General features: G+C 67.5%; 19 protein-coding genes and 4 tRNA genes. 14 read left to right on the forward strand and 9 right to left on the reverse strand.

Going from position 1 to position 20238, the window contains the following annotated elements; translation table 11 throughout:
- Window positions 1–34 precede the first annotated feature (34 nt).
- The gene (locus ACWPN7_RS22335; RefSeq protein ID WP_014241082.1) at window positions 35–280 is read left to right on the forward strand and encodes a hypothetical protein; all 246 of its coding nucleotides are present in this window, start codon (window positions 35–37) and stop codon (window positions 278–280) included.
- Window positions 281–287: 7 nt separating this feature from the next.
- Here ACWPN7_RS22335 and ACWPN7_RS22340 read toward each other — a convergent pair whose 3' ends face one another.
- The 5 genes from ACWPN7_RS22340 to ACWPN7_RS22360 form a co-directional block, all read right to left on the reverse strand.
- Window positions 288–1004, reverse strand: a complete 717-nt coding sequence (locus ACWPN7_RS22340) for an ABC transporter ATP-binding protein (protein WP_038526759.1) — start codon at window positions 1002–1004, stop codon at window positions 288–290.
- Entirely contained in the window at window positions 1001–1747 is a 747-nt protein-coding gene (locus tag ACWPN7_RS22345; RefSeq protein ID WP_038526762.1) for an ABC transporter ATP-binding protein, read from the reverse strand. Before ACWPN7_RS22345 ends, ACWPN7_RS22340 begins: the two co-directional genes overlap by 4 nt.
- Window positions 1744–3585 carry an ABC transporter permease gene (locus tag ACWPN7_RS22350; RefSeq protein ID WP_459195895.1) on the reverse strand — a complete coding sequence of 614 codons (1842 nt, stop codon included), beginning with the start codon at window positions 3583–3585 and terminating at the stop codon, window positions 1744–1746. The genes ACWPN7_RS22345 and ACWPN7_RS22350 overlap by 4 nt, the downstream gene beginning before the upstream one ends.
- 164 nt (window positions 3586–3749) lie before the next feature.
- Window positions 3750–4994, reverse strand: coding sequence for an ABC transporter substrate-binding protein (locus ACWPN7_RS22355; RefSeq protein WP_038526767.1), 1245 nt, complete (start codon window positions 4992–4994; stop codon window positions 3750–3752).
- A 158-nt stretch (window positions 4995–5152) separates the two neighbouring features.
- A complete protein-coding gene (locus tag ACWPN7_RS22360) occupies window positions 5153–5593 on the reverse strand; it encodes a MarR family winged helix-turn-helix transcriptional regulator (protein WP_137103299.1) in 441 nt (146 codons plus the stop codon).
- Between the two features lie 865 nt (window positions 5594–6458).
- Between ACWPN7_RS22360 and ACWPN7_RS22365 the strand changes: the two genes are divergently transcribed.
- Window positions 6459–7763, forward strand: a complete 1305-nt coding sequence (locus ACWPN7_RS22365; protein ID WP_201044456.1) for an outer membrane beta-barrel protein — start codon at window positions 6459–6461, stop codon at window positions 7761–7763.
- Window positions 7764–7997: 234 nt separating this feature from the next.
- Window positions 7998–8570 (forward strand): polysaccharide biosynthesis/export family protein, encoded by a 573-nt coding sequence (locus tag ACWPN7_RS22370; protein WP_038526773.1) that lies wholly within the window; start codon window positions 7998–8000, stop codon window positions 8568–8570.
- A 164-nt stretch (window positions 8571–8734) separates the two neighbouring features.
- On the opposite strand, the gene ACWPN7_RS22375 is transcribed toward ACWPN7_RS22370, so the two are convergent.
- From ACWPN7_RS22375 to rlmB, 4 genes are all read right to left on the reverse strand, one after another.
- Window positions 8735–9019 (reverse strand): hypothetical protein, encoded by a 285-nt coding sequence (locus ACWPN7_RS22375; protein WP_038526776.1) that lies wholly within the window; start codon window positions 9017–9019, stop codon window positions 8735–8737.
- A 91-nt stretch (window positions 9020–9110) separates the two neighbouring features.
- The gene (locus ACWPN7_RS22380; protein ID WP_407823244.1) at window positions 9111–9569 is read right to left on the reverse strand and encodes a hemerythrin domain-containing protein; all 459 of its coding nucleotides are present in this window, start codon (window positions 9567–9569) and stop codon (window positions 9111–9113) included.
- 38 nt (window positions 9570–9607) lie between these two features.
- Window positions 9608–9683: transfer RNA gene (locus tag ACWPN7_RS22385), tRNA-Thr, on the reverse strand.
- Window positions 9684–9774: 91 nt separating this feature from the next.
- Window positions 9775–10629: a 23S rRNA (guanosine(2251)-2'-O)-methyltransferase RlmB gene (rlmB, locus tag ACWPN7_RS22390; protein ID WP_407823245.1), complete on the reverse strand. Its 855-nt coding sequence runs from the start codon at window positions 10627–10629 to the stop codon at window positions 9775–9777.
- 144 nt (window positions 10630–10773) lie between these two features.
- Between rlmB and ACWPN7_RS22395 the strand changes: the two genes are divergently transcribed.
- The 11 genes from ACWPN7_RS22395 (at window position 10774) to rpoB (ending at window position 20217) form a co-directional block, all read left to right on the forward strand.
- Window positions 10774–10859, forward strand: a tRNA-Tyr gene (locus ACWPN7_RS22395).
- 60 nt (window positions 10860–10919) lie between these two features.
- Window positions 10920–10993: transfer RNA gene (locus ACWPN7_RS22400), tRNA-Gly, on the forward strand.
- 81 nt (window positions 10994–11074) lie between these two features.
- Complete coding sequence (gene tuf, locus ACWPN7_RS22405; RefSeq protein ID WP_014241041.1) at window positions 11075–12265, forward strand: elongation factor Tu; 1191 nt, start codon at window positions 11075–11077, stop codon at window positions 12263–12265.
- A gap of 153 nt (window positions 12266–12418) precedes the next feature.
- Window positions 12419–12494: transfer RNA gene (locus tag ACWPN7_RS22410), tRNA-Trp, on the forward strand.
- Between the two features lie 69 nt (window positions 12495–12563).
- Window positions 12564–12761, forward strand: a complete 198-nt coding sequence (gene secE / locus ACWPN7_RS22415) for a preprotein translocase subunit SecE (protein ID WP_035675069.1) — start codon at window positions 12564–12566, stop codon at window positions 12759–12761.
- A 5-nt stretch (window positions 12762–12766) separates the two neighbouring features.
- Entirely contained in the window at window positions 12767–13297 is a 531-nt protein-coding gene (gene nusG, locus ACWPN7_RS22420) for a transcription termination/antitermination protein NusG (protein WP_038526785.1), read from the forward strand.
- Window positions 13298–13431: 134 nt separating this feature from the next.
- Window positions 13432–13866 (forward strand): 50S ribosomal protein L11, encoded by a 435-nt coding sequence (gene rplK, locus ACWPN7_RS22425; protein ID WP_014241051.1) that lies wholly within the window; start codon window positions 13432–13434, stop codon window positions 13864–13866.
- A 4-nt stretch (window positions 13867–13870) separates the two neighbouring features.
- Window positions 13871–14572, forward strand: a complete 702-nt coding sequence (gene rplA, locus ACWPN7_RS22430; protein WP_035675066.1) for a 50S ribosomal protein L1 — start codon at window positions 13871–13873, stop codon at window positions 14570–14572.
- A 267-nt stretch (window positions 14573–14839) separates the two neighbouring features.
- Window positions 14840–15358 (forward strand): 50S ribosomal protein L10, encoded by a 519-nt coding sequence (rplJ, locus tag ACWPN7_RS22435; protein ID WP_014241049.1) that lies wholly within the window; start codon window positions 14840–14842, stop codon window positions 15356–15358.
- A 57-nt stretch (window positions 15359–15415) separates the two neighbouring features.
- Window positions 15416–15790 carry a 50S ribosomal protein L7/L12 gene (gene rplL / locus ACWPN7_RS22440; protein ID WP_014241048.1) on the forward strand — a complete coding sequence of 125 codons (375 nt, stop codon included), beginning with the start codon at window positions 15416–15418 and terminating at the stop codon, window positions 15788–15790.
- Window positions 15791–16023: 233 nt separating this feature from the next.
- Window positions 16024–20217 carry a DNA-directed RNA polymerase subunit beta gene (gene rpoB / locus ACWPN7_RS22445; protein ID WP_492273446.1) on the forward strand — a complete coding sequence of 1398 codons (4194 nt, stop codon included), beginning with the start codon at window positions 16024–16026 and terminating at the stop codon, window positions 20215–20217.
- Window positions 20218–20238 lie beyond the last annotated feature (21 nt).

Here is a 20238-nt window from a genome sequence, read left to right on the forward strand (position 1 = left end):
TAGGATGGTCGCCGATCAATCGAGGGGTCCCGCCATGGACATCGGCGCGCTCGGCGCACCGCGGATGCCGTCCCTGCAAGACGTCCAAGCCTCTGCCCTGGCGGGGCTTCAGGGCGCCCAGTCCCGCGCCGACGAGGCGGGGGCGCAGCTCGCCGCCGGCAACCTTGATCCGGCGGTGGTGGTCAGCCTCTCTTCGGCCCAGACCGACTTCGCCGCCAACGTCAAGGTCATGCAGGCCGCGCAGGACAACACCAAGCGCGTCCTCGACATGCTGGTGTGATCCGCCTTCACACTGCCAGATAGGCCCGGCGTACCGTTTCATCCTCCAGCAGCGTCCGCATCGGACCTTCGAAGCGGATCTGCCCCTTCTCGATGACGCTCGCGCGGTCGGCGACCGCGGCGGCGAAGGCGAGGTTCTGCTCCGACACGAGGATTGACAGCCCCTCGGCCTTCAGGGCGCGCAGGGCGTCGGCCATCTGCTGCACGATGCGCGGGGCCAGCCCCTCCGACGGTTCGTCGAGCAGCAGGAGCGACGGGTTGCCCATCAGCGTGCGGGCGAGCGTCAGCATCTGCTGCTCCCCGCCGCTCATCCGCCCGCCGCGGCGGCCCCGCATCTCGGCGAGGTTGGGAAAGAGGGCGTAGAGTCGCTCCGGCGTCCAGTGGGGGGCACCGTCGCGGGGCGGCTGACGGCCGACCTCCAGATTCTCCTCCACCGTCAGGTCGGTGAAGACGCGGCGGTCCTCCGGCACATAGCCGAGACCGAGCCGCGCGATGCGGTGCGGCGGCAGGCCGGAGACCTCGCGCCCGTCGAAGGCCACCGCGCCGGAGCGCCGGTCGAGCAGGCCCATGATCGCCTTCATTGTCGTCGTCTTGCCAGCGCCGTTGCGGCCCATCAGGGCGACCACCTCGCCCCGGCCCACCGCCAGATCGACTCCGGTCAGGATGTGGGCGCGTCCGTACCAGGCCTGAAGCCCGCGAACGCTCAGAAGGGGCTGGCCGGTCATGCCGCACCTCCCAGATAGACGGCCTGCACCCGCGGGTCGGCGCGCACGGCGTCGGGCGTGCCCTCGGCGATCAGCTGGCCGCGGTCGAGCACGATGATGCGGGTGGCGTGGCCGAACACAACGTCCATGTCATGCTCCGTGAACAGAACGGCGAGGCCGCGCTCGCGGACGAGGGAGGAGGTCAGCGCCATCAGCTCCTGCCGCTCGCCGGGGGCCATGCCGGCGGTGGGTTCATCCATCAGCAGGATTTTCGGGTCGCCGGCCAGCGCCATGGCGAGTTCGACGCGCTTCAGGTCGCCATAGGCCAGCACGCCGCAGGGCCGCTCCGCCTGGGCGCCCATGCCGACACGCTCCAGCAGGGCCATCGCCTCGTCGCGGAACCCGGAGGCGGCCGGGGTCCACAGCCCGAACAGGCGCCTGTGGACGGAGAGCAGGACCATCTGCACGTTCTCGCGCACCGTCATCGAGGCGAAGGTGGCGGTGATCTGGAAGGTGCGGCCGACGCCCAACCGCCAGATGCGGCGCGGCGGCAGGCCGACGATGTCCATCCCGTCGAGCCGCACCGTCCCCGCGTCGGGCCGCAGCTGGCCGTTCAGCAGGTTGAAGCAGGTCGTCTTGCCGGCGCCGTTCGGCCCGATCAGCGCCAGGACCTCCCCGGCGTCCAGCGCGAAGGACACGCCGCGCACGGCCTGCACGCCGCCGAACGCGCGCTGGAGATTCTGCACGGCGAGGCGGCGGCTCATGAGTCCCTCCCGCGGGTCCACAGGTCGCGGACGAAGCCGGCGACGCCCTTGGGGAAGGCCAGAACCAGCACCAGGATGACGGCGCCCAGGACCAGCCGCCACCAGTCGGTCCGGCTCATCGCCTCGGTCTCCAGCAGGTGGAACAGAGCCGCGCCCACCACCGGGCCGCTCAGCGTCTGGATGCCGCCCATCAGCACCATGACCAGCGCGTCCACCGACACCGGAACGGCCATCAGGGTGGGGAAGACGCTGCCCTTGGAAAAGGCGTAGAGGCCGCCGGCCAAACCGGCGGCGGAGCCGGCCAGGGCGAAGCTCAGCCACTGGTGCCGCCGGACGTCGATGCCCACCGATTCGGCGCGCAGCGCGGAATCGCGCCCGGCGCGCAGCGTGTAGCCGAAAGGCGCGAAGGCGGCGCGGCGCAGCAGCAGCAGCGCGCCGCCGGCCAGCGCCAGGGTCAGCCAGTAATAGGCCGCCTTGCTGGCCGCCCAGTCCGGCGGCCAGACGCCAAGGATGCCGTTGTCGCCGCCGGTGACGCCATACCACTGGAAGGTCACCGACCAGACGATCTGCGCGAAGGCCAGGGTCAGCATGGCGAAGTAGAGGCCCGACCGCCGCACGCAGAACCAGCCGGCAACCAGCGCCCCCAGCCCGGCGAGCAGCGGTGCGGCGGCCAGCGCCAGCGGCATCGGCGCGGCGAGATACTTGACCAGCAGCGCCGCGCCATAAGCGCCCAGCCCGAAATAGGCGGCGTGCCCGAAGGAGACGAGGCCGCCCAGCCCGATCAGCAGATGCAGGCTGGCCGCCAGCAGCGCCAGGATCACCACCTCGGTCAGCACGATCAGCGCGTAGTCGCCGGCGACCAGCGGCACCGCCGCCAGCAGGGCGAGCAGCAGGGCGGGCGCCCAGCGCGCCGCGCCGGACGCGGCGATCAGCGTCGGGCCGGGGCTGGCGGCGGTGGGCGGCGCGTCCTCGGCACGGCCGAGCAGCCCGTAGGGGCGGATGACCAGCACCACCGCCATGAACAGGAAGACCAGGACCAGCGTGATCTGCGGGAAGACCAGGATGCCGAAGGCCTGCAACTGTCCGATCAGCAGCGAGGCGACGAAGGCGCCTGTCAGGCTGCCCATGCCGCCGACCACGACGACGACGAAGGCTTCGACCACGATGGCCATGTCCATGTGCAGGTTCACCGCCTCGCGCGGGACCTGGAGCGCCCCGCCGAGCCCGGCCAGCGCCGATCCCAGGAACAGCACCCCGGTGAACAGCCGCGCCGGATCGATGCCGAGCGCCGAGGCCATGTCGCGGTCCTGCGTCGCCGCGCGGACCAGCGTTCCCCAGCGCGTGCGGTTGAACAGCAACCAGAGCAGACCCAGCACCAGCGGCCCCAGCCCGATCAGCACGAGGTCGTAGAGCGGGAAGGGCTGGTCGAGGATGTCCACGGAGCCGCGCAGCCCCGGCGCCCGCCGGCCGAGCAGATCCTCCGATCCCCAGATCCACGAGGCGGCGTCCTGCACCACCAGCACCACGCCGAAGGTGGCGAGCAGCTGGAACAGCTCCGGCGAGCGGTAGAGGCGGCGCAGCAGCCCGACCTCCATCAGCGCGCCGAGCAGCCCGACCGCCAGCGAGGCGGCGGCCACCGCGCCCCAGAAGCCCAGCGGCGTGCTTCCCCAGCGCTCCACCAGCGTCCAGCCGAGATAGGCGCCCAGCATGTAGAAGGAGCCGTGCGCGAAATTCACGATCCGCGTCACGCCGAACACGATGGTCAGCCCGGACGACACCAGGAACAGCGTCGCCGCCGTGGCGAGGCCGCTGAGGAATTGCACGAGGTAGAAGGACATCGGCTCTTTCGGCAGTCTGCGGGGGGCGACCGGTTGCCCCCTCCCTAACCCTCCCCCGCTACGCGGTGGAGGGGATCAAACTCCCTCTCCTGCAAAGCGGGGGAGGGAAGGGGCCCGCGGCGCAGCCGTGGGAAGGGTGGGGGCAAGCGCGGCCCCTCCGCCCCTTACTCCGGACGCATCTTGCGGACGGCCTCGTCGGACGGCAGATAGTCCGCGCCGTCGGCGTAGCGCCAGCCGCTCATCACGCCCTGGCCGTTCTTCACCGTGGTCTTGCCGACATAGGCGCCCATGGTCGCCTGATGGTCGAGCGCGCGGAAGGTGATCGGGCCGAAGGGGCTGGACAGGGCCAGGCCGGACAGCGCGTCCACGACCTTCTCCGCATCGGTGGAGCCGGCCTTTTCCACGGCGGCGGCGATGGCCTTGAAGGTGGCGTAGCCGACGACGGAACCCTGGCGCGGCGGCTCGTTGAAGCGCTTCACATAGGCTTCGCGGAAGGCCTTGTGCTCCGGCGTGTCGATCTGCTCCTGCGGGTAGCCGGTGACGATCCACCCCTCCGGCGCCTCGTCCTTCATTGGGTCGAGATATTCCGGCTCGCCAGTCAGCAGGCTGACGACGGTGCGGTTGCGGAACAGGCCGCGGCCCTCGCCCTCGCGCACGAACTTGGCGAGATCGGCGCCGAAGGTGACGTTGAAGATGGCGTCGGGCTTCGCCGCGGCCAGCGCCTGCACGGTGGGGCCGGCCTCCAGCTTGCCCTGGGCCGGCCACTGCTCGGCCACGAACTCCACGTCCGGGCGCTTCTCCGACAGAAGCTGGCGGAACCACTGCACCGCCGACTGGCCGTACTCGTAGTTGGGGGCGACGGTGGCCCAGCGCTTGGCCGGCAGCTTCGCCGCCTCCTCGACCAGCATCGCGGCCTGCATGTAGGTGCTGGGGCGCAGGCGGAAGGTGTAGCGGTTGCCCTTGGTCCAGGTGATGGCGTCGGTCAGCGGCTCCGCCGCCACGAAGGGCACCTTGTTGCGCGCGGCGAAGTCCGCCACGGCCAGCCCGACATGGGAGAAGTAGGTGCCGGCCAGCAGCTCGACCTTCTCGTTCGACAGCAGCTCCTGCGCGACGCGCACGGCGTCGTCCGGCTTGCCGGCGTCGTCGCGGGAGACGACCTCCAGCTTGCGCCCACCGAGCAGGCCGCCCGCCGCGTTCACCTCCTCCACCGCGAGCTGCCAGCCCTGGCGGTAGGGGATCGTGAAGGCCGGCAGGCCGGTGTAGCTGTTGATCTCGCCGACGCGAATCGGCTGGCCGCCCGGTTGGGCCGGGGCGGATTGCGCCTGGGCGGCGGGCATCGGCGCGGCGATCCAGACGGCGGCGGCGAGGGCGGCAGCGCCCGGCGCAAGCAGGAGATGGCGGCGGTTCATGGTCGGCGGTATCCCGGCGCGGTGGACGGCTGCGTGGACGCATGGAGCGGCAGCCTGAACGCAATGTCTGCGTTCATAGCAAACCCACCGCAAAAGTCACCGTTCCGTTGCGCCGCACCACGCCGGTTTTCCGCGGGCCGGTGCCGGAACCACCGGTCTCACATCAGGCGGGAGAGAAGCAGGAGGAAGGTCGCCTGTTCCTCCGGGGTCAGCGGGTCCAGGGTGCGGTGATGCGCCTGGGTGGCGTTCTCCAGCAGGGTGTTGACCAGCGATTGGCCGGCGCGGGTCAGACTGACGCTGGTGCGGCGCCGGTCCTGCGGGTCCGGCTGGCGCTCCACCAGCTTGCGCTCCACAAGGCGCAGGATCACGCCCTGGGTGGTCGCCGGGTCCATGAAGGTCAGCCGTCCGAGCTGGTTCTGCGACAGCGACCCCTCGGTCCGCAGCGTGACCAGGGCGCCCCACTGGGTGGGGGTGAGCTGGGAGTCGCCGATCATGTCGATGAAGATGGACGACGCGCGCTGGTGAGCCCGGCGGAGGCGATAGTGCACCTGCCCGGTCAGCAGGTAATCGTCGGTCGGAGGGTGGGCAATCTGATCCATGGGCGCACACGAGCGTTGCGGAGCCGGACCGTTTCCGGTTGCGGCGGGTGTCGGCGGAACACCGTGCGACAGGTTCGGCGCCGGTCCCGGGGAATGTTCCCGGGGTTGCGCCAAATGCAGCAGGCTTCGCTTTGAAGCCTAGGGGTGGAAGTCGCAATAGGCAACGCTCGTCGCTGCGGCATAGAGCCACAGTGTAGGCCCTTTGACTATTTAAAGTGCAAAGCACTCGCGAACGAAGATGAGTCGTGCGTTTCAATAATCTTTCGGGGGGACTGGCCAGCAATCTGCATATGCGGGTGTGTTTTGGTCATACCAGCCGGTTGTCCGTATTTCGATTATGGGTTTTGTTTCGGTGGATACGTGTTCGGCGGCGGAGTCCTTTCGCGGTCGGACTTCGGAAGGTCGCCGTCCGGCGGTGGGACACTCCCCGGTGTGTAAGGGGGCATCACGACATCATCGCCAGGATGGCGGGGTGATTTGGGCGGCGGGGGCGTGGTCAGGGGTCTGGTCATGCTTCGGCGCTCTCTCATCGTTCCAGGGTGCGGCTCCGGACCGCCTTTGCGTGAACGGATGCCGCCGACGGGTGGTTCCCGGGAACACGCGCGCCTCGGATCGCGGTCGTATGACCTTAGCTCTAACGATGCGGACGTATGGCAATAGAGCGCGCGTCTGACGCAAGTCTTGTTGCGCCAACAACACAGGCGCGGGCAAAAACCACGGCTGAACGGCTTCACTGTTGCACGGACATCACGCTATGAGTTGTCTTTGCAGCGACTGTCCGCTTCTGCCGGAGCGGCGATTGCACATTCCAAGGCCATTCGGCCGCCTGATACGAGCCACTGATTTCAGCCTTGCGCGGTGACCCATGAAGCCCAGCTCCCTGTCCCTTCTCGCCCTCGCGCTCGCGTCCACCGTGCTGACGGCGCTGCCCGCGGCCACGCCGGTGAGCGCCCAGGAACTGCAGCCCGGTGAAACCGTGCTGGAGCGCCGCCGTCCGGAGGTCGAACAGCTCGGCATCCGCGCCGGATCGTTCCGAATCCTGCCGCGCATCGAGACCGGCCTGACCTATGAAAGCAACGTCTTCGCGACCGAGAGCAACACCCGCGACGACTTCATATGGGTCACCCAGCCGCGCGTCGACGTGCGTTCGGATTTCAACAACCATGCCCTGAACTTCTCGGCCTCCGGCAACATCGGGCGCTTCTTCGACTACTCGTCGGAGAACTACGCCGATTACCGGGCGCAGGTGGACGGCCGCTACGACATCACCCGCGACAGCTCGGTCAGCGGCCTGCTGTTCAGCCGCCGCGACCATGAGGGGCGGTCCGACCCGAACTTCGACGTGTCGCTGGGCACCGGCACCGTGGTGCCGCGCTTCGCGGAACCGGTGAACTACTTCACCCACGGCGGCGAGGCGTCCTTCAACCAGCGCTTCAACCGCCTGCGCGTCCGCCTGACCGGTGGCGCCCAGTACACCTCTTACCAGGACGCTGAGCTGATCACCGGGCGGACGGAGTCGCAGGAGGACCGCGACCGCTGGAGCTACACGGGCACCGCCCGCGCTGGCTACGAGTTCATCCAGGGCTACGAGGCCTTCGTCCAGGGCTCTTACAATTGGACCCGGTACCGGCTGACCCCGGATTTCGGCGGCGTCAACCGCGACTCGGACGGCTACGAGATCGTCGGCGGCCTGTCCACCGACCTGACCGGCCTCATCAATGGCGAGATCTATGCCGGTTATCTGAGCCGGACCTACGACGATCCGACGCTGAAGGATTTCGGTGGTCTGGCCTTGGGCGGCCGTCTGAACTGGTCGGTGACCCAGCTTACCTCGGTCACCGGCTCGCTCAGCCGTCAGGTCCGCGAATCGACCTACGCTCGCGGCAGCCAGATCGCGTCGAGCTACAACCGCACCGTCGCCGCGGTCGGCGTGGATCACGAGCTTCTGCGCACCCTGCTGTTGAACGCCCGCGTCCAGTGGCGCCAGGACGACTTCAACGGCGTGGACCGCACCGACGACGTCTACACGCTGGGGGCCGGTGCCAGCTACCAGCTCAGCCGCTATGTTTTCGTGAATGGCGGTTATACTTACGAAAAGCGTAACTCGAACCTCAGTGGTTTCGATTACTCCGACAATCTGGTCTATCTGCGCGTCGGCGCTCAGATGTAATCAGTTCGTCTGGGCCATGCACAGAGGGGCGCTCATCTTCCGATGGGCGCCCCTTTTGCATTTCCGCCTATACGGTGACGCGAATCCTTTTCCTCCGTTGGCGTTACTTCCTCTCCACTTTTTCCCAAGCGCGTGCGAGTTGCTAGTCTCCCTCCGTGACCGCTCAGGGTTCGGCCGCTCCGTCCGCGGGCGCCTGGACCCGATGTCCTCACGAGCTATGGAGAAGGGTTAGGGATGAATCGACGTAACGTGTTCCGCGCGCTCGGAATGACCGTGGTCGCCGCCGCGATGGTCGGCTGCGCCGGTGGCCAGGATGCCCCTCTCGAACCGCCCGGCGTCGCCCAGATGACGGACTACCGCCTGGGGGCCGGCGACGCGCTGCGCGTCATCGTCTTCGGCGAGGAGCAGCTCTCCGGCGAGTTCCGCGTCGACGGGTCGGGCAAGGTCGCCATGCCGCTGATCGGCGAGGTGTCGGCCCGCGGCCACACCCCGCGCGAGCTGGAGGCCGACATTTCCAAGCGCCTGTCGCAGGGCTATGTCCGCGACGCCAAGGTCAGCGTCGAGGTGCTGAACCACCGGCCCTTCTTCATCCTGGGCGAGGTCCGCAATCCCGGCCAGTACCAGTATGTGAACGGCATGACCGCCCTGTCCGCGGTGGCGATGGCCGGCGGCTACACTTACCGCGCCAAGGAGGACTATGTCCTCATCACCCGCGGGGCCGATCCGAAGAAGGAACTGCGCCGCGCCCCGATCACCACGCCGGTGATGCCCGACGACGTGCTGCGCGTGCCGGAGCGCTATTTCTGATCGGCAGCCGGTTCCGAACACTCGCCAGACGGTCCTTCAGACGGCCCATTTGTTTCGGAAAACTGGGGCAGGCGCCCCGCCACCATTCAACGCCATGACGATGTCCCTCTTCCCGCCGGGAGGAGGGACATTTTTTTGCGCGGCAGCCCTTCCCGCCGCGGCGGTCATCCGTCGTCGCGGGTGCCCTCGCCGTAGGGGAGATCGCCTTTGCGGAAGGCGTCGGCGCCCTTTGAGTGGCCCGAGGGCGCGCGGGCCTCGGGAGGGGCGGGCTCGTGCGCGCTGGCGGCGGGAGGCGGTCGGGTGCCCGCGGCCTCGTCGTCGGTCCCCAGCGGGGCCGCAGCGGGGTCGGCGGCGGGGACCTTGTCGCCGGTCAGTCCCTTGTCGATGGCATCACGCAAGCGCTGCGCCCCGGCGTTGGGCCTGGCGTCGGGTGTGTCGGACGTTGTCATGAAGAAGCCTGGATCGGTTGCGGGAAGGGATCGTTCCTTCTCCAACCGGCGCCTGCAGGCACGGTTCCCCGGACGGCGCGGCACGGCCGTCTCAGGAGCGCAGGGCGTCCCGGTCGGCCTCGCCCAGACTGTCCAGCCATTCGTCCATTGAAATCATCGGCGGCTCGTCGCCGGCCCGCCGGGCGGCCTCCACCAGCTCGGTGTCGGCGGTGTTGGAGTGCACGATGAACCACAGCATCAGCCGATTCGCATCGTCGCCGGTCAGCGGATCGCCGCGCTCCGCGGTTACGATCAACGCATCGATGCTGGCGAGGTAGCTTCGGTGGGCCTGCTCGTGCCGCTCCCGCCGTTCCGCGGTCAGGACGGCCATCTCCACCGTCTCAGTGGCGAAATGCTCCGCCACTTCGAGCCGAAGCGCGGTCAGCTCCGCCGGCCCGACCGGCCCGCCCGCGGTCATTGCCGACAGGAGGTCGAGAATGGAACTGTGCTCCGCGTCGATGACGCCGGAACCAGTGGGGATCAGAGGGCCGCCATCGGAAGCGTGCGTCATGGGCGGGATCGGGCGTCGGTCTGGCGGAAGGGAAAAAGTGGTGCCGGTTGCAGGGCTCGAACCCGCGACCTTCGGTTTACAAAACCGCTGCTCTACCAACTGAGCTAAACCGGCGTGCCGCCCGGCCAGACCGCGGCGGGCGCTTACACTAGCGTCCCGCGCGGTCCGCAGCAAGCCTCACCTGTGCGGCGCGTTCGGAGACGCGTCAGCGCAGCCGGGCGACCTCGTAGAGGGCGACCGCGGCGGCGTTGGAGACGTTCAGGCTGCCCACCGGTCCCTGGGTCGGCAGGCGGGCGACGATGTCGCAGCGCTCCATGGTCAGGCGGCGCAGCCCGGCTCCCTCCGCCCCCAGCACCAGCGCGGTGCGGCCCGTCAGGTTGCACTGGGCCAGCGTGCTCTTCCCCGATTCGGCGAGACCGACGGTCCAGAAGCCGGCCTGCTGAAGATCGGCGAGCGCGCGGGCGAGGTTGGTGACGCGCACCAGCGGAACCGACTCCAGCGCTCCCGAGGCGCTCTTGGCGAGGACGCCGGTGGTCTCCGGCGCGTTGCGCTCCGTCACCACCACCGCCTTGGCCCCGAAGGCCGAGGCGGAGCGCAGGATCGCGCCGACGTTGTGCGGGTCGGTCACCTGGTCGAGGATGACGACGAGCGCCGACGGGTCCGAATCGGCCTCCACGCAGAGGTCCTCGATCCCGATCTCGTCCAGGGGGGCGACGTCCACCGCCACGCCCTGGTGCACCGCGCCCGGCGGCAGCATGCGGTCCAGGTCGTTGCGGTCGGCCGGCATCACGCCGGGGCGCTGGAGCCCGCGCGCCTTGGCCTGGGCCAGAACCGGCTCCAATGCCGCGCGGCCCGCTTCCGTCGCGATCAGGCGGTGGATGCGCCGTTCCGGGTTCAGCCACGCCGCCGACACCGGGTGCAGGCCGTAGAGCAGGACGCCCTGCGCGCCGCGCCCGGGGGAGGAGCGGTCGCCGCGCGACTCGCGGTTGGATGGGGAGTGGCTCTTGGCCGGGGCAGGGGGCTGGCCGTGGGGCGCGGATGGCTTCTTCGAACGGGTCATGGTGTCCGGCTGGAGGGGGCAGGCCTAAGCCCGCCGCGGTTATTCACAGTTTTCTGGTTTGGACTGCTTCAGACGTGTTGACAAGGCCTGAAAAATTCTCATAGTGCCGAACTCCGCGGCGGGCATGTCCCGCAACGGGCCTGAGGAAGGGTGGCCGAGTGGTTAAAGGCAGCAGACTGTAAATCTGCCCGCGTAAGCGTACGCTGGTTCAAATCCAGCCCCTTCCACCACTACATTCCACGGCTTGTCCGTGATCGCGTTTCCCGGTCGATAGCGCCGGGCGGGGCATGGCGGGTGTAGCTCAATGGTAGAGCAGAAGCCTTCCAAGCTTACGACGGGGGTTCGATTCCCCTCACCCGCTCCAATCCCCCCGCGCTAAGGGAAATGTCGGTCTCGGCCGGGCCATTGTGTGCGTCCGGAACGTCGGGAACGAAAGACCAAAGCGATGGCGAAGGCAAAGTTTGAGCGGAACAAGCCGCACTGCAACATTGGCACGATCGGCCACGTCGACCACGGCAAGACGTCGCTGACGGCGGCGATCACGAAGGTGCTGGCCGAGAGCGGCGGCGCGACCTTCACCGCCTACGACCAGATCGACAAGGCGCCGGAAGAGAAGGCGCGCGGCATCACGATCTCGACGGCGCACGTCGAGTACGAGACGACCAACCGCCACTACGCCCACGTCGATTGCCCGGGCCACGCCGACTACGTGAAGAACATGATCACGGGCGCCGCGCAGATGGACGGCGCGATCCTGGTCGTGTCGGCCGCCGACGGCCCGATGCCGCAGACCCGCGAGCACATCCTGCTGGCCCGCCAGGTCGGCGTGCCGGCGCTGGTGGTGTTCATGAACAAGGTCGACATGGTCGACGATCCGGAGCTGCTCGAGCTGGTCGAGATGGAGGTGCGCGAGCTGCTGTCCTCCTACCAGTTCCCGGGCGACGACATTCCGATCGTCAAGGGCTCGGCGCTGTGCGCGCTGGAGGACCGTTCGCCGGAGATCGGCCGTGACGCGATCCTCAAGCTGATGGCCGAGGTCGACCAGTACATCCCGCAGCCGGAGCGTCCGAAGGACCGTCCGTTCCTGATGCCGATCGAGGACGTGTTCTCGATCTCGGGCCGCGGCACCGTGGTGACCGGCCGCGTCGAGCGCGGCATCGTCAAGGTCGGCGAGGAAGTCGAGATCGTCGGTCTGAAGACCACGGTCAAGACCACGGTGACCGGTGTGGAAATGTTCCGCAAGCTGCTCGACTCGGGTGAGGCCGGCGACAACATCGGCGCGCTGCTGCGCGGCACGAAGCGTGAGGACGTCGAGCGCGGCCAGGTTCTGGCCAAGCCGGGCAGCATCACGCCGCACACCACCTTCAAGGCCGAGGCCTACATCCTGACGAAGGAAGAGGGTGGCCGTCACACGCCGTTCTTCACCAACTACCGTCCGCAGTTCTACTTCCGCACGACCGACGTGACGGGCATGGTGAAGCTGCCGGAAGGCACCGAGATGGTGATGCCGGGCGACAACATCTCCATGGAAGTCGAGCTGATCGCTCCGATCGCCATGGACGAGGGCCTGCGCTTCGCCATCCGCGAGGGTGGCCGCACCGTCGGCGCCGGCGTCGTCGCCTCGATCATCAAGTAAGTTAAAGGTGTCGATCCCGCCGTCGTTCCCCATGGTTCGGCGGCGGGATTGATCCCTGTCGTTTTCGGCATGCCGGCCGATAAAAAGGCTAGCAAGCCACGCGGCTATGCGCTATAAGCTCCGCTCCCCGCCGGGGGTAGAGCCTGCGGCGATAGGAGTGTAGCTCAATTGGTAGAGCACCGGTCTCCAAAACCGGGGGCTGGGGGTTCGAGCCCCTCCACTCCTGCCACGCCGTACCGAACCAGAACGGGCCGCTGACCGCGCCCTACACGTCGCACCGGAGCCCGCACGGTCTACGATGGCTAAAGTGAACCCCGCAGAATTCGCGCGCGACGTCCGCCGCGAGGTGGCCAAGGTCACCTGGCCGACCCGCAAGGAAACCGGCGTGACGACCGCCATGGTGTTCGTCATGGTGGTGCTGGCTTCGCTGTTCTTCCTCGTCGTGGATCAGGTGCTGGCCTTCGCCGTCCGTATGATCCTTGGGCTGGGAGCCTGATCGCCATGGCCGCGCGCTGGTACGTCGTTCACGTCTATTCGGGCTTCGAAAAGAAGGTCTCCCAGGCCATCCGCGAGAAGGCGGCCCAGAAGGGTCTGGAAGACAAGTTCGAAGAAATCCTGGTGCCGACCGAGGAAGTGGTCGAAGTGCGCCGGGGTTCCAAGATCAACACCGAGCGGAAGTTCTTCCCCGGCTACGTCCTCATCAAGATGGATTTGACGGACGAGTCCTGGCATCTCGTGAAGAACACGCCGAAGGTCACCGGGTTCCTGGGTGGCGGCGGCAAGCCGCAGCCGATCAGCCAGCGCGAAGCCGAGCGGATCATCCATCAGGTGCAGGAAGGCTTTGAGCGCCCCAAGCCCTCGATCACCTTCGAGGTGGGCGAGCAGGTTCGTGTGAGCGACGGCCCCTTCACCTCCTTCAACGGCATCGTCGAGGAAGTCGACGAGGAGAAGGCCCGCCTCAAGGTGGCGGTGTCGATCTTCGGCCGCTCCACGCCGGTCGAGCTGGAATACACCCAGGTCGAGAAGGTCTGAGACCAACAGTTTTCCCGGGGCACGTGATGAACAGTCACGTGCTCCTTTCTGCTGCGGAAGGCCCGCCATAGCCGCACCGCAAAGCCCCGCGACGCCGGACAGCGTATCGAGGCGTCGTATCTGGAGGTTGTGACATGGCAAAGAAAATCGTCGGCTTCATCAAGCTGCAGGTTCCGGCCGGCAAGGCGAATCCGTCGCCGCCCATCGGCCCGGCGCTCGGTCAGCGCGGCCTGAACATCATGGAGTTCTGCAAGGCGTTCAACGCCAAGACGCAGGACCTGGAAGTCGGTATGCCGATCCCGGTGGTCATCACCGCCTACGGCGACCGTACCTTCACCTTCGTCACGAAGACCCCGCCGGTCAGCTACTTCCTGAAGAAGGCCGCTGGCATCGACAAGGGCTCGCAGACCACCGGCAAGGGCGCTTTCGCCGGCAAGATCACGAAGACCCAGATTCGTGACATCGCCGAGAAGAAGATGAAGGACCTGAACGCCCACGACGTCGAGGCGGCCGCGAGCATGATCGCTGGTTCCGCCCGCTCGATGGGCCTCGAAGTGGTGGAGGGCTGATCCCATGGCGAAGCTCGGCAAGCGACTGACCGATTCCTACAAGAAGGTCGACCGCGAGGCGCTCTACTCCCTGGAAGGCGCCGTCTCCCTGATCAAGGGCCTGCCCAAGGCGAAGTTCGATGAGACCATCGAAATCGCCATGAACCTGGGCATCGATCCGCGTCACGCCGACCAGATGGTCCGCGGCGTGGTGAACCTGCCGAACGGCACGGGCAAGACCGTGCGCGTCGCCGTGTTCGCCAAGGGCACCAAGGCGGACGACGCCCTGGCCGCCGGTGCGGACATCGTCGGCGCCGACGATCTGGCCGAGAAGATCCTGGCCGGCAACATCGACTTCGACCGCTGCATCGCGTCCCCGGACATGATGGGCGTCGTCGGCAAGCTCGGTAAGGTCCTCGGCCCGCGCGGCCTGATGCCGAACCCGAAGCTCGGCACCGTGACCCCCGACGTGGCCGGCGCCGTCAAGGCCGCCAAGGCCGGCGCCGTGGAGTTCCGCGCCGAGAAGACCGGCATCGTGCACGCCGGCGTCGGCAAGGCCAGCTTCTCGGAAGAGGCTTTGGTGCAGAACATCCGCGCCTTCGTGGATGCCATCACCCGTGCCAAGCCGACCGGTGCCAAGGGCCAGTACCTGCTGAAGGTCTCGCTGTCCTCGACGATGGGCCCGGGCCTGAAGCTGGATCTGTCCACTCTGGCCGCCACGGCCTGAGTGACCTGAGTTTCGCCGCCGGCTCCTTCGGGAACCGGCGGCGATCGGGTGTCCCTGCGGGGATGCCCACCCTGTCCAAGACCGCTGGTGCCCGCGTCTCTCCGGAGGCAAGGGCTTAAACCCGCCAGAGCAGACAGGAGTTGAACCGTTAACCACGCGGGTTCGCCCGCGGTTCAGGAACGGCTCGAACTTCTGGGACAGGTTCGCCGGGGCTCCTCACCGAAAGGGAAGGGGTCCCTCGTAAACCTCTGTGCAAGGAGGCGATCCGTGGATCGTACACAAAAAGAAGCGACGATCGCGGACCTGCAGTCGAAGCTCCAGGAAACGGGCCTGGTGGTGGTCACCCACCATCTCGGCCTGACGGTGGCGGAAGTCACCGACCTGCGTGGCAAGATTCGGGCCGCGGGCGCGAGCTTCAAGGTGACGAAGAACCGGCTCGCCCGCCGCGCCCTTCAGGGCACGCAGTTCGAAGGTCTGGACGGTCTCTTCAAGGGACCGACCGCGATCGCTTACTCGAAGGATCCCGTCGCGGCCGCCAAGGTGGTGGCCGACTACGCGAAGACCAACGAGAAGCTGAAGATCGTCGGTGCCGCTCTCGGCGACCAGATCCTCGACGCGGAGGGAGTGAAGGCTCTCGCCACGCTCCCGTCGCTGGACGAACTGCGCGCCAAGCTCGTGGGCATGATCCAGACTCCGGCGACCCGTATCGCCGGCGTTCTCCAGGCTCCGGGCGGCCAGGTCGCCCGCGTGCTGGCGGCCTACGCGAAGAAGGACGAGGCGGCCTGAGCCGCACCCGTCTAGCTGTCTACCCATCCCAGAACATCGAGTTGTTGGAGCATTAAAATGGCTGATCTGCAGAAGCTGGTCGACGATCTCTCGGCCCTGACCGTCATCGAGGCCGCCGAGCTGTCGAAGCTGCTGGAAGAGAAGTGGGGCGTCTCCGCCGCCGCTCCGGTGGCCGTTGCCGCCGCCGGTCCGGCCGCTGCCGCCGCCCCGGTCGAAGAGCAGACCGAGTTCAACGTGATCCTCGCCGACGCCGGCGACAAGAAGATCAACGTGATCAAGGAAGTCCGCGCCATCACCGGCCTGGGCCTGAAGGAAGCCAAGGACCTGGTCGAAGGCGCTCCGAAGCCGGTCAAGGAAGGCGTGTCGAAGGACGAGGCCGCCAAGATCAAGAAGCAGCTTGAAGAGGCCGGCGCCAAGGTCGATATTAAGTAAGACCGTCTTGCTGCGACGGATAAGACATATCCACGCCGGACGGCGGCTGGTCCCCGAGGGGGCCTGCCGCCGCACGGCGTTTTCTGCCTTCCACCGGACCGGGTTTCTCGGTCCGGCTCTTTCCGTCCCTGCATAAGGGGCGGGCCGCGCGATCATCGCCGCGTCGCGGCGAGCACCCTGGTTCGCGTGCTTCTGGTCGAGCGTACTCACGATTCTGACGTTTGGGGACATCCATGGCCAAATCCTTTACGGGTCGAAAGCGTGTTCGGAAGAGCTTCGGGCGCATCCCGGAAGTCACCCAGATGCCCAACCTCATCGAGGTGCAGCGCAGCTCCTACGACCACTTCCTGCAAATGGACGTCCCGCCGGAGAAGCGGGCCAACCTGGGTCTGCAGGAGGTGTTCCGGTCGGTGTTCCCGATCAAGGATTTCTCCGACCGCGCCGTCCTCGACTTCGTGAAGTACGAGCTTGAGCAGCCGAAGTATGACGTCGAGGAGTGCCAGCAGCGCGGCATGACCTTCGCTGCCCCGCTGAAGGTGACCCTGCGCCTCTCCGTCTTCGACGTGGAAGAGGACACGGGCCTGCGCTCGATCCGCGACATCAAGGAGCAGGACGTCTACATGGGCGACATGCCCCTGATGACGGCCAACGGCACCTTCATCATCAACGGCACCGAGCGCGTCATCGTCTCGCAGATGCACCGCAGCCCGGGCGTCTTCTTCGACCATGACAAGGGCAAGACCCATTCGTCGGGCAAGTATCTCTTCGCCGCCCGCGTGATCCCGTACCGCGGCTCCTGGCTGGACTTCGAGTTCGACGCCAAGGACCTCGTCTACGTGCGCATCGACCGCCGCCGCAAGCTGCCGGCCACCACGCTGCTGTTCGCCCTGGACGGCGCGGACACCGAGGCGCTGCGCGCCGAGCGGAAGGCCCAGAAGAAGGACCTGCTGCCCTACGAGGCGCAGGGCATGTCGAAGGAAGAGATCCTCAATTTCTTCTACGAGACGATCACCTACACCCGCGCGTCGGGCGGTTGGAAGACCCCCTTCAACGCCGACCGCATGAAGGGCGTGAAGGTCGCTTCCGACCTCGTGGACGCGACCTCCGGCCAAGTCGTCGCCGAGGCCGGCACCAAGATGACGCCGCGCCTGATCAAGAAGCTGGTCGAGGGCGGCCTCACCGAGCAGCTCGTCTCCACCGAGGAGCTGACCGGCCGCTATCTCGCCGTCGACATCATCAACGAGCGGACCGGCGAAGTCCTGTTCGAAGCCGGTGACGAACTGTCGGCGAGCGACCTCGACAAGCTGGAGAAGGCCGGCGTCGACGAGTTGCCGGTGCTGGCGATCGACCATCTCAACGTCGGCGCCTACATCCGCAACACGATGGCCGCCGACCGCAACGCGTCCCGTGAGGACGCGCTGATCGACATCTACCGCGTCATGCGTCCGGGCGAGCCGCCGACCCTGGAGTCGGCCGAGGCGCTGTTCGCCGGCCTGTTCTTCGACAGCGAGCGCTACGACCTGTCGGCGGTGGGCCGCGTCAAGATGAACGCGCGCCTGAACTTCCAGACCGAGGACAGCGTCCGCGTCCTGCGCAAGCAGGACATCATGTCGATCCTCAAGGTCCTGGTGAACCTGAAGGACGGCCGAGGCGAGATCGACGACATCGACCATCTCGGCAACCGCCGCGTCCGCTCGGTCGGCGAGCTGATGGAGAACCAGTACCGCGTCGGTCTGCTGCGCATGGAGCGTGCGATCCGCGAGCGCATGAGCTCGGTCGAGATCGACACGGTCATGCCGCACGACCTGATCAACGCCAAGCCGGCGGCGGCGGCGGTGCGCGAGTTCTTCGGCTCGTCGCAGCTCTCGCAGTTCATGGACCAGACCAACCCGCTGTCCGAGATCACGCACAAGCGTCGTCTCTCGGCCCTCGGCCCGGGCGGTCTGACCCGCGAGCGCGCCGGCTTCGAGGTGCGCGACGTGCACCCGACGCACTACGGCCGCATCTGCCCGATTGAGACGCCCGAAGGTCCGAACATCGGCCTGATCAACTCGCTGGCGACCTACGCCCGCGTGAACCAGTACGGCTTCATCGAAAGCCCGTACCGCAAGGTGCGCGACAGCATCGTCACAGACGAGGTGGTCTACCTCTCCGCCATGGAGGAGGGCCGCTACGTCGTCGCCCAGGCCAACGCCGAGCTGGACGCGAACAACCGCTTCGCCGCCGACCTCGTGTCGTGCCGGCAGGGCGGCGAATACCTGATGTTCCGCCCGGAGGCCATCGATCTGATCGACGTGTCGCCGAAGCAGCTCGTCTCCGTCGCCGCGGCGCTGATCCCGTTCCTCGAGAACGACGACGCGAACCGCGCGCTGATGGGCTCGAACATGCAGCGTCAGGCGGTGCCGCTGGTCAAGGCCGACGCGCCGCTGGTCGGCACGGGCATGGAGGCCACGGTCGCCCGTGACAGCGGCGTGACCATCGTCGCGAAGCGCAAGGGCATCGTCGACCAGATCGACGCGACCCGCATCGTGGTCCGGGCGACCAACTCGTCCGACGCCACGGCGCCGGGCGTGGACATCTACAACCTGCTGAAGTTCCAGCGTTCCAACCAGAACACCTGCATCACCCAGCGCCCGCTGGTGAAGGTGGGCGACCGCGTGGCGGCCGGCGACATCATCGCCGACGGCCCCTCGACGGAACTGGGCGAGCTGGCGCTGGGCCGCAACGTGCTCGTCGCCTTCATGCCGTGGAACGGCTACAACTTCGAGGACTCGATCCTCATCAACGAGCGCATCGTCAAGGACGACGTCTTCACCTCGATCCACATCGAGGAGTTCGAGGTCATGGCCCGCGACACGAAGCTGGGCCAGGAGGAAATCACCCGCGACATTCCGAACGTCGGTGAGGAAGCCCTCAAGAACCTCGACGAGGCCGGCATCGTCTACATCGGCGCCGAGGTCCGTCCGGGCGACATCCTGGTCGGCAAGGTGACGCCGAAGGGCGAAAGCCCGATGACGCCGGAAGAGAAGCTGCTGCGCGCCATCTTCGGCGAGAAGGCGTCCGACGTCCGCGACACCTCGCTGCGCCTGCCGCCGGGCGTCGCCGGGACGATCGTCGAGGTCCGCGTGTTCAGCCGCCGCGGCGTCGACAAGGACGAGCGCGCCCTGGCCATCGAGCGGGCCGAGATCGAGAAGCTGGCCAAGGACCGCGACGACGAGCGCGCGATCCTGGAGCGCAGCTTCTACACCCGCCTGAAGGAGGTCATCCTCGGCCAGACCGCGCAGTCCGGCCCGAAGGGCATGCGGGCCGGCACGGTGCTGACCGACGCCGAGCTGGCGAACCTGACCAAGGGCCAGTGGCGCCAGATCTCCATCGCCGACGAGCAGGTGATGGAGACGGTGGAGAGCCTGGGCAAGGTCTTCGACAACTCGATCCAGGCGCTGCAGAACCGCTTCGAGAACAAGGTCGAGAAGCTGCAGCGCGGCGACGAGCTGCCGCCGGGCGTGATGAAGATGGTCAAGGTCTTCGTCGCGGTGAAGCGCAAGCTGCAGCCGGGCGACAAGATGGCCGGCCGCCACGGCAACAAGGGTGTGGTCTCCCGCATCCTGCCGCAGGAGGACATGCCGTACCTGGAGGACGGCCAGCCGGTCGATCTGGTGCTGAACCCGCTGGGCGTGCCGTCGCGCATGAACATCGGTCAGATTCTGGAGACACACCTGGGCTGGGCGTCGGCCGGCCTCGGCAAGCAGATCGGCCGCGCCATCGACCAGTACCGCCTCGCCATGAAGGGCCGCGGCGACGCCGCCCAGACCATGGACGGGCTGCGCATCACGCTGAAGGAGGCCTACGGCGAGAAGGTCTACGACGACCAGATCGCCGACATGACCGAAGGCGAGCTGCTGGAGCTGGGCGGCAACCTGCGCAAGGGCGTTCCCTTCGCCACGCCGGTCTTCGACGGCGCGCGCGAGGAGGACATCTGCCAGCAGCTGGAGAAGGCGGGTCTGGACCGTTCCGGTCAGGTCACCCTGATCGACGGGCGCACTGGCGAGGCCTTCGACCGCAAGGTGACCGTCGGCTACATCTACATGCTGAAGCTGCACCACCTCGTGGACGACAAGATCCACGCGCGCTCGATCGGTCCCTACTCGCTGGTCACCCAGCAGCCGCTCGGTGGTAAGGCCCAGTTCGGCGGACAGCGCTTCGGTGAGATGGAAGTGTGGGCGCTCGAAGCCTACGGCGCCGCCTACACGCTGCAGGAAATGCTCACGGTCAAGTCGGACGACGTGTCCGGCCGCACCAAGGTCTACGAGGCGATCGTCCGCGGCGACGACAACTTCGAGGCGGGCATCCCTGAGTCCTTCAACGTTCTGGTCAAGGAGCTGCGCTCCCTGGGCCTGAACGTCGAGCTGAACCAGCGGTCGTACTGAGCCCAAGAGACTTGAACCCGC

The organism is Azospirillum sp. UENF 312511 (assembly GCF_058780635.1).

What these genes read in the sequence shown, in the direction of transcription:
- ACWPN7_RS22335 (WP_014241082.1), top strand. Translation starts at nt 35, where the DNA reads ATGGACATCGGCGCGCTCGGCGCACCGCGGATGCCGTCCCTGCAAGAC.
- ACWPN7_RS22340 (WP_038526759.1), bottom strand. Translation starts at nt 1,004, where the DNA reads ATGACCGGCCAGCCCCTTCTGAGCGTTCGCGGGCTTCAGGCCTGGTAC.
- ACWPN7_RS22345 (WP_038526762.1), bottom strand. Translation starts at nt 1,747, where the DNA reads ATGAGCCGCCGCCTCGCCGTGCAGAATCTCCAGCGCGCGTTCGGCGGC.
- ACWPN7_RS22350 (WP_459195895.1), bottom strand. Translation starts at nt 3,585, where the DNA reads ATGTCCTTCTACCTCGTGCAATTCCTCAGCGGCCTCGCCACGGCGGCG.
- ACWPN7_RS22355 (WP_038526767.1), bottom strand. Translation starts at nt 4,994, where the DNA reads ATGAACCGCCGCCATCTCCTGCTTGCGCCGGGCGCTGCCGCCCTCGCC.
- ACWPN7_RS22360 (WP_137103299.1), bottom strand. Translation starts at nt 5,593, where the DNA reads ATGGATCAGATTGCCCACCCTCCGACCGACGATTACCTGCTGACCGGG.
- ACWPN7_RS22365 (WP_201044456.1), top strand. Translation starts at nt 6,459, where the DNA reads ATGAAGCCCAGCTCCCTGTCCCTTCTCGCCCTCGCGCTCGCGTCCACC.
- ACWPN7_RS22370 (WP_038526773.1), top strand. Translation starts at nt 7,998, where the DNA reads ATGAATCGACGTAACGTGTTCCGCGCGCTCGGAATGACCGTGGTCGCC.
- ACWPN7_RS22375 (WP_038526776.1), bottom strand. Translation starts at nt 9,019, where the DNA reads ATGACAACGTCCGACACACCCGACGCCAGGCCCAACGCCGGGGCGCAG.
- ACWPN7_RS22380 (WP_407823244.1), bottom strand. Translation starts at nt 9,569, where the DNA reads ATGACGCACGCTTCCGATGGCGGCCCTCTGATCCCCACTGGTTCCGGC.
- rlmB (WP_407823245.1), bottom strand. Translation starts at nt 10,629, where the DNA reads ATGACCCGTTCGAAGAAGCCATCCGCGCCCCACGGCCAGCCCCCTGCC.
- tuf (WP_014241041.1), top strand. Translation starts at nt 11,075, where the DNA reads ATGGCGAAGGCAAAGTTTGAGCGGAACAAGCCGCACTGCAACATTGGC.
- secE (WP_035675069.1), top strand. Translation starts at nt 12,564, where the DNA reads ATGGCTAAAGTGAACCCCGCAGAATTCGCGCGCGACGTCCGCCGCGAG.
- nusG (WP_038526785.1), top strand. Translation starts at nt 12,767, where the DNA reads ATGGCCGCGCGCTGGTACGTCGTTCACGTCTATTCGGGCTTCGAAAAG.
- rplK (WP_014241051.1), top strand. Translation starts at nt 13,432, where the DNA reads ATGGCAAAGAAAATCGTCGGCTTCATCAAGCTGCAGGTTCCGGCCGGC.
- rplA (WP_035675066.1), top strand. Translation starts at nt 13,871, where the DNA reads ATGGCGAAGCTCGGCAAGCGACTGACCGATTCCTACAAGAAGGTCGAC.
- rplL (WP_014241048.1), top strand. Translation starts at nt 15,416, where the DNA reads ATGGCTGATCTGCAGAAGCTGGTCGACGATCTCTCGGCCCTGACCGTC.
- rpoB (WP_492273446.1), top strand. Translation starts at nt 16,024, where the DNA reads ATGGCCAAATCCTTTACGGGTCGAAAGCGTGTTCGGAAGAGCTTCGGG.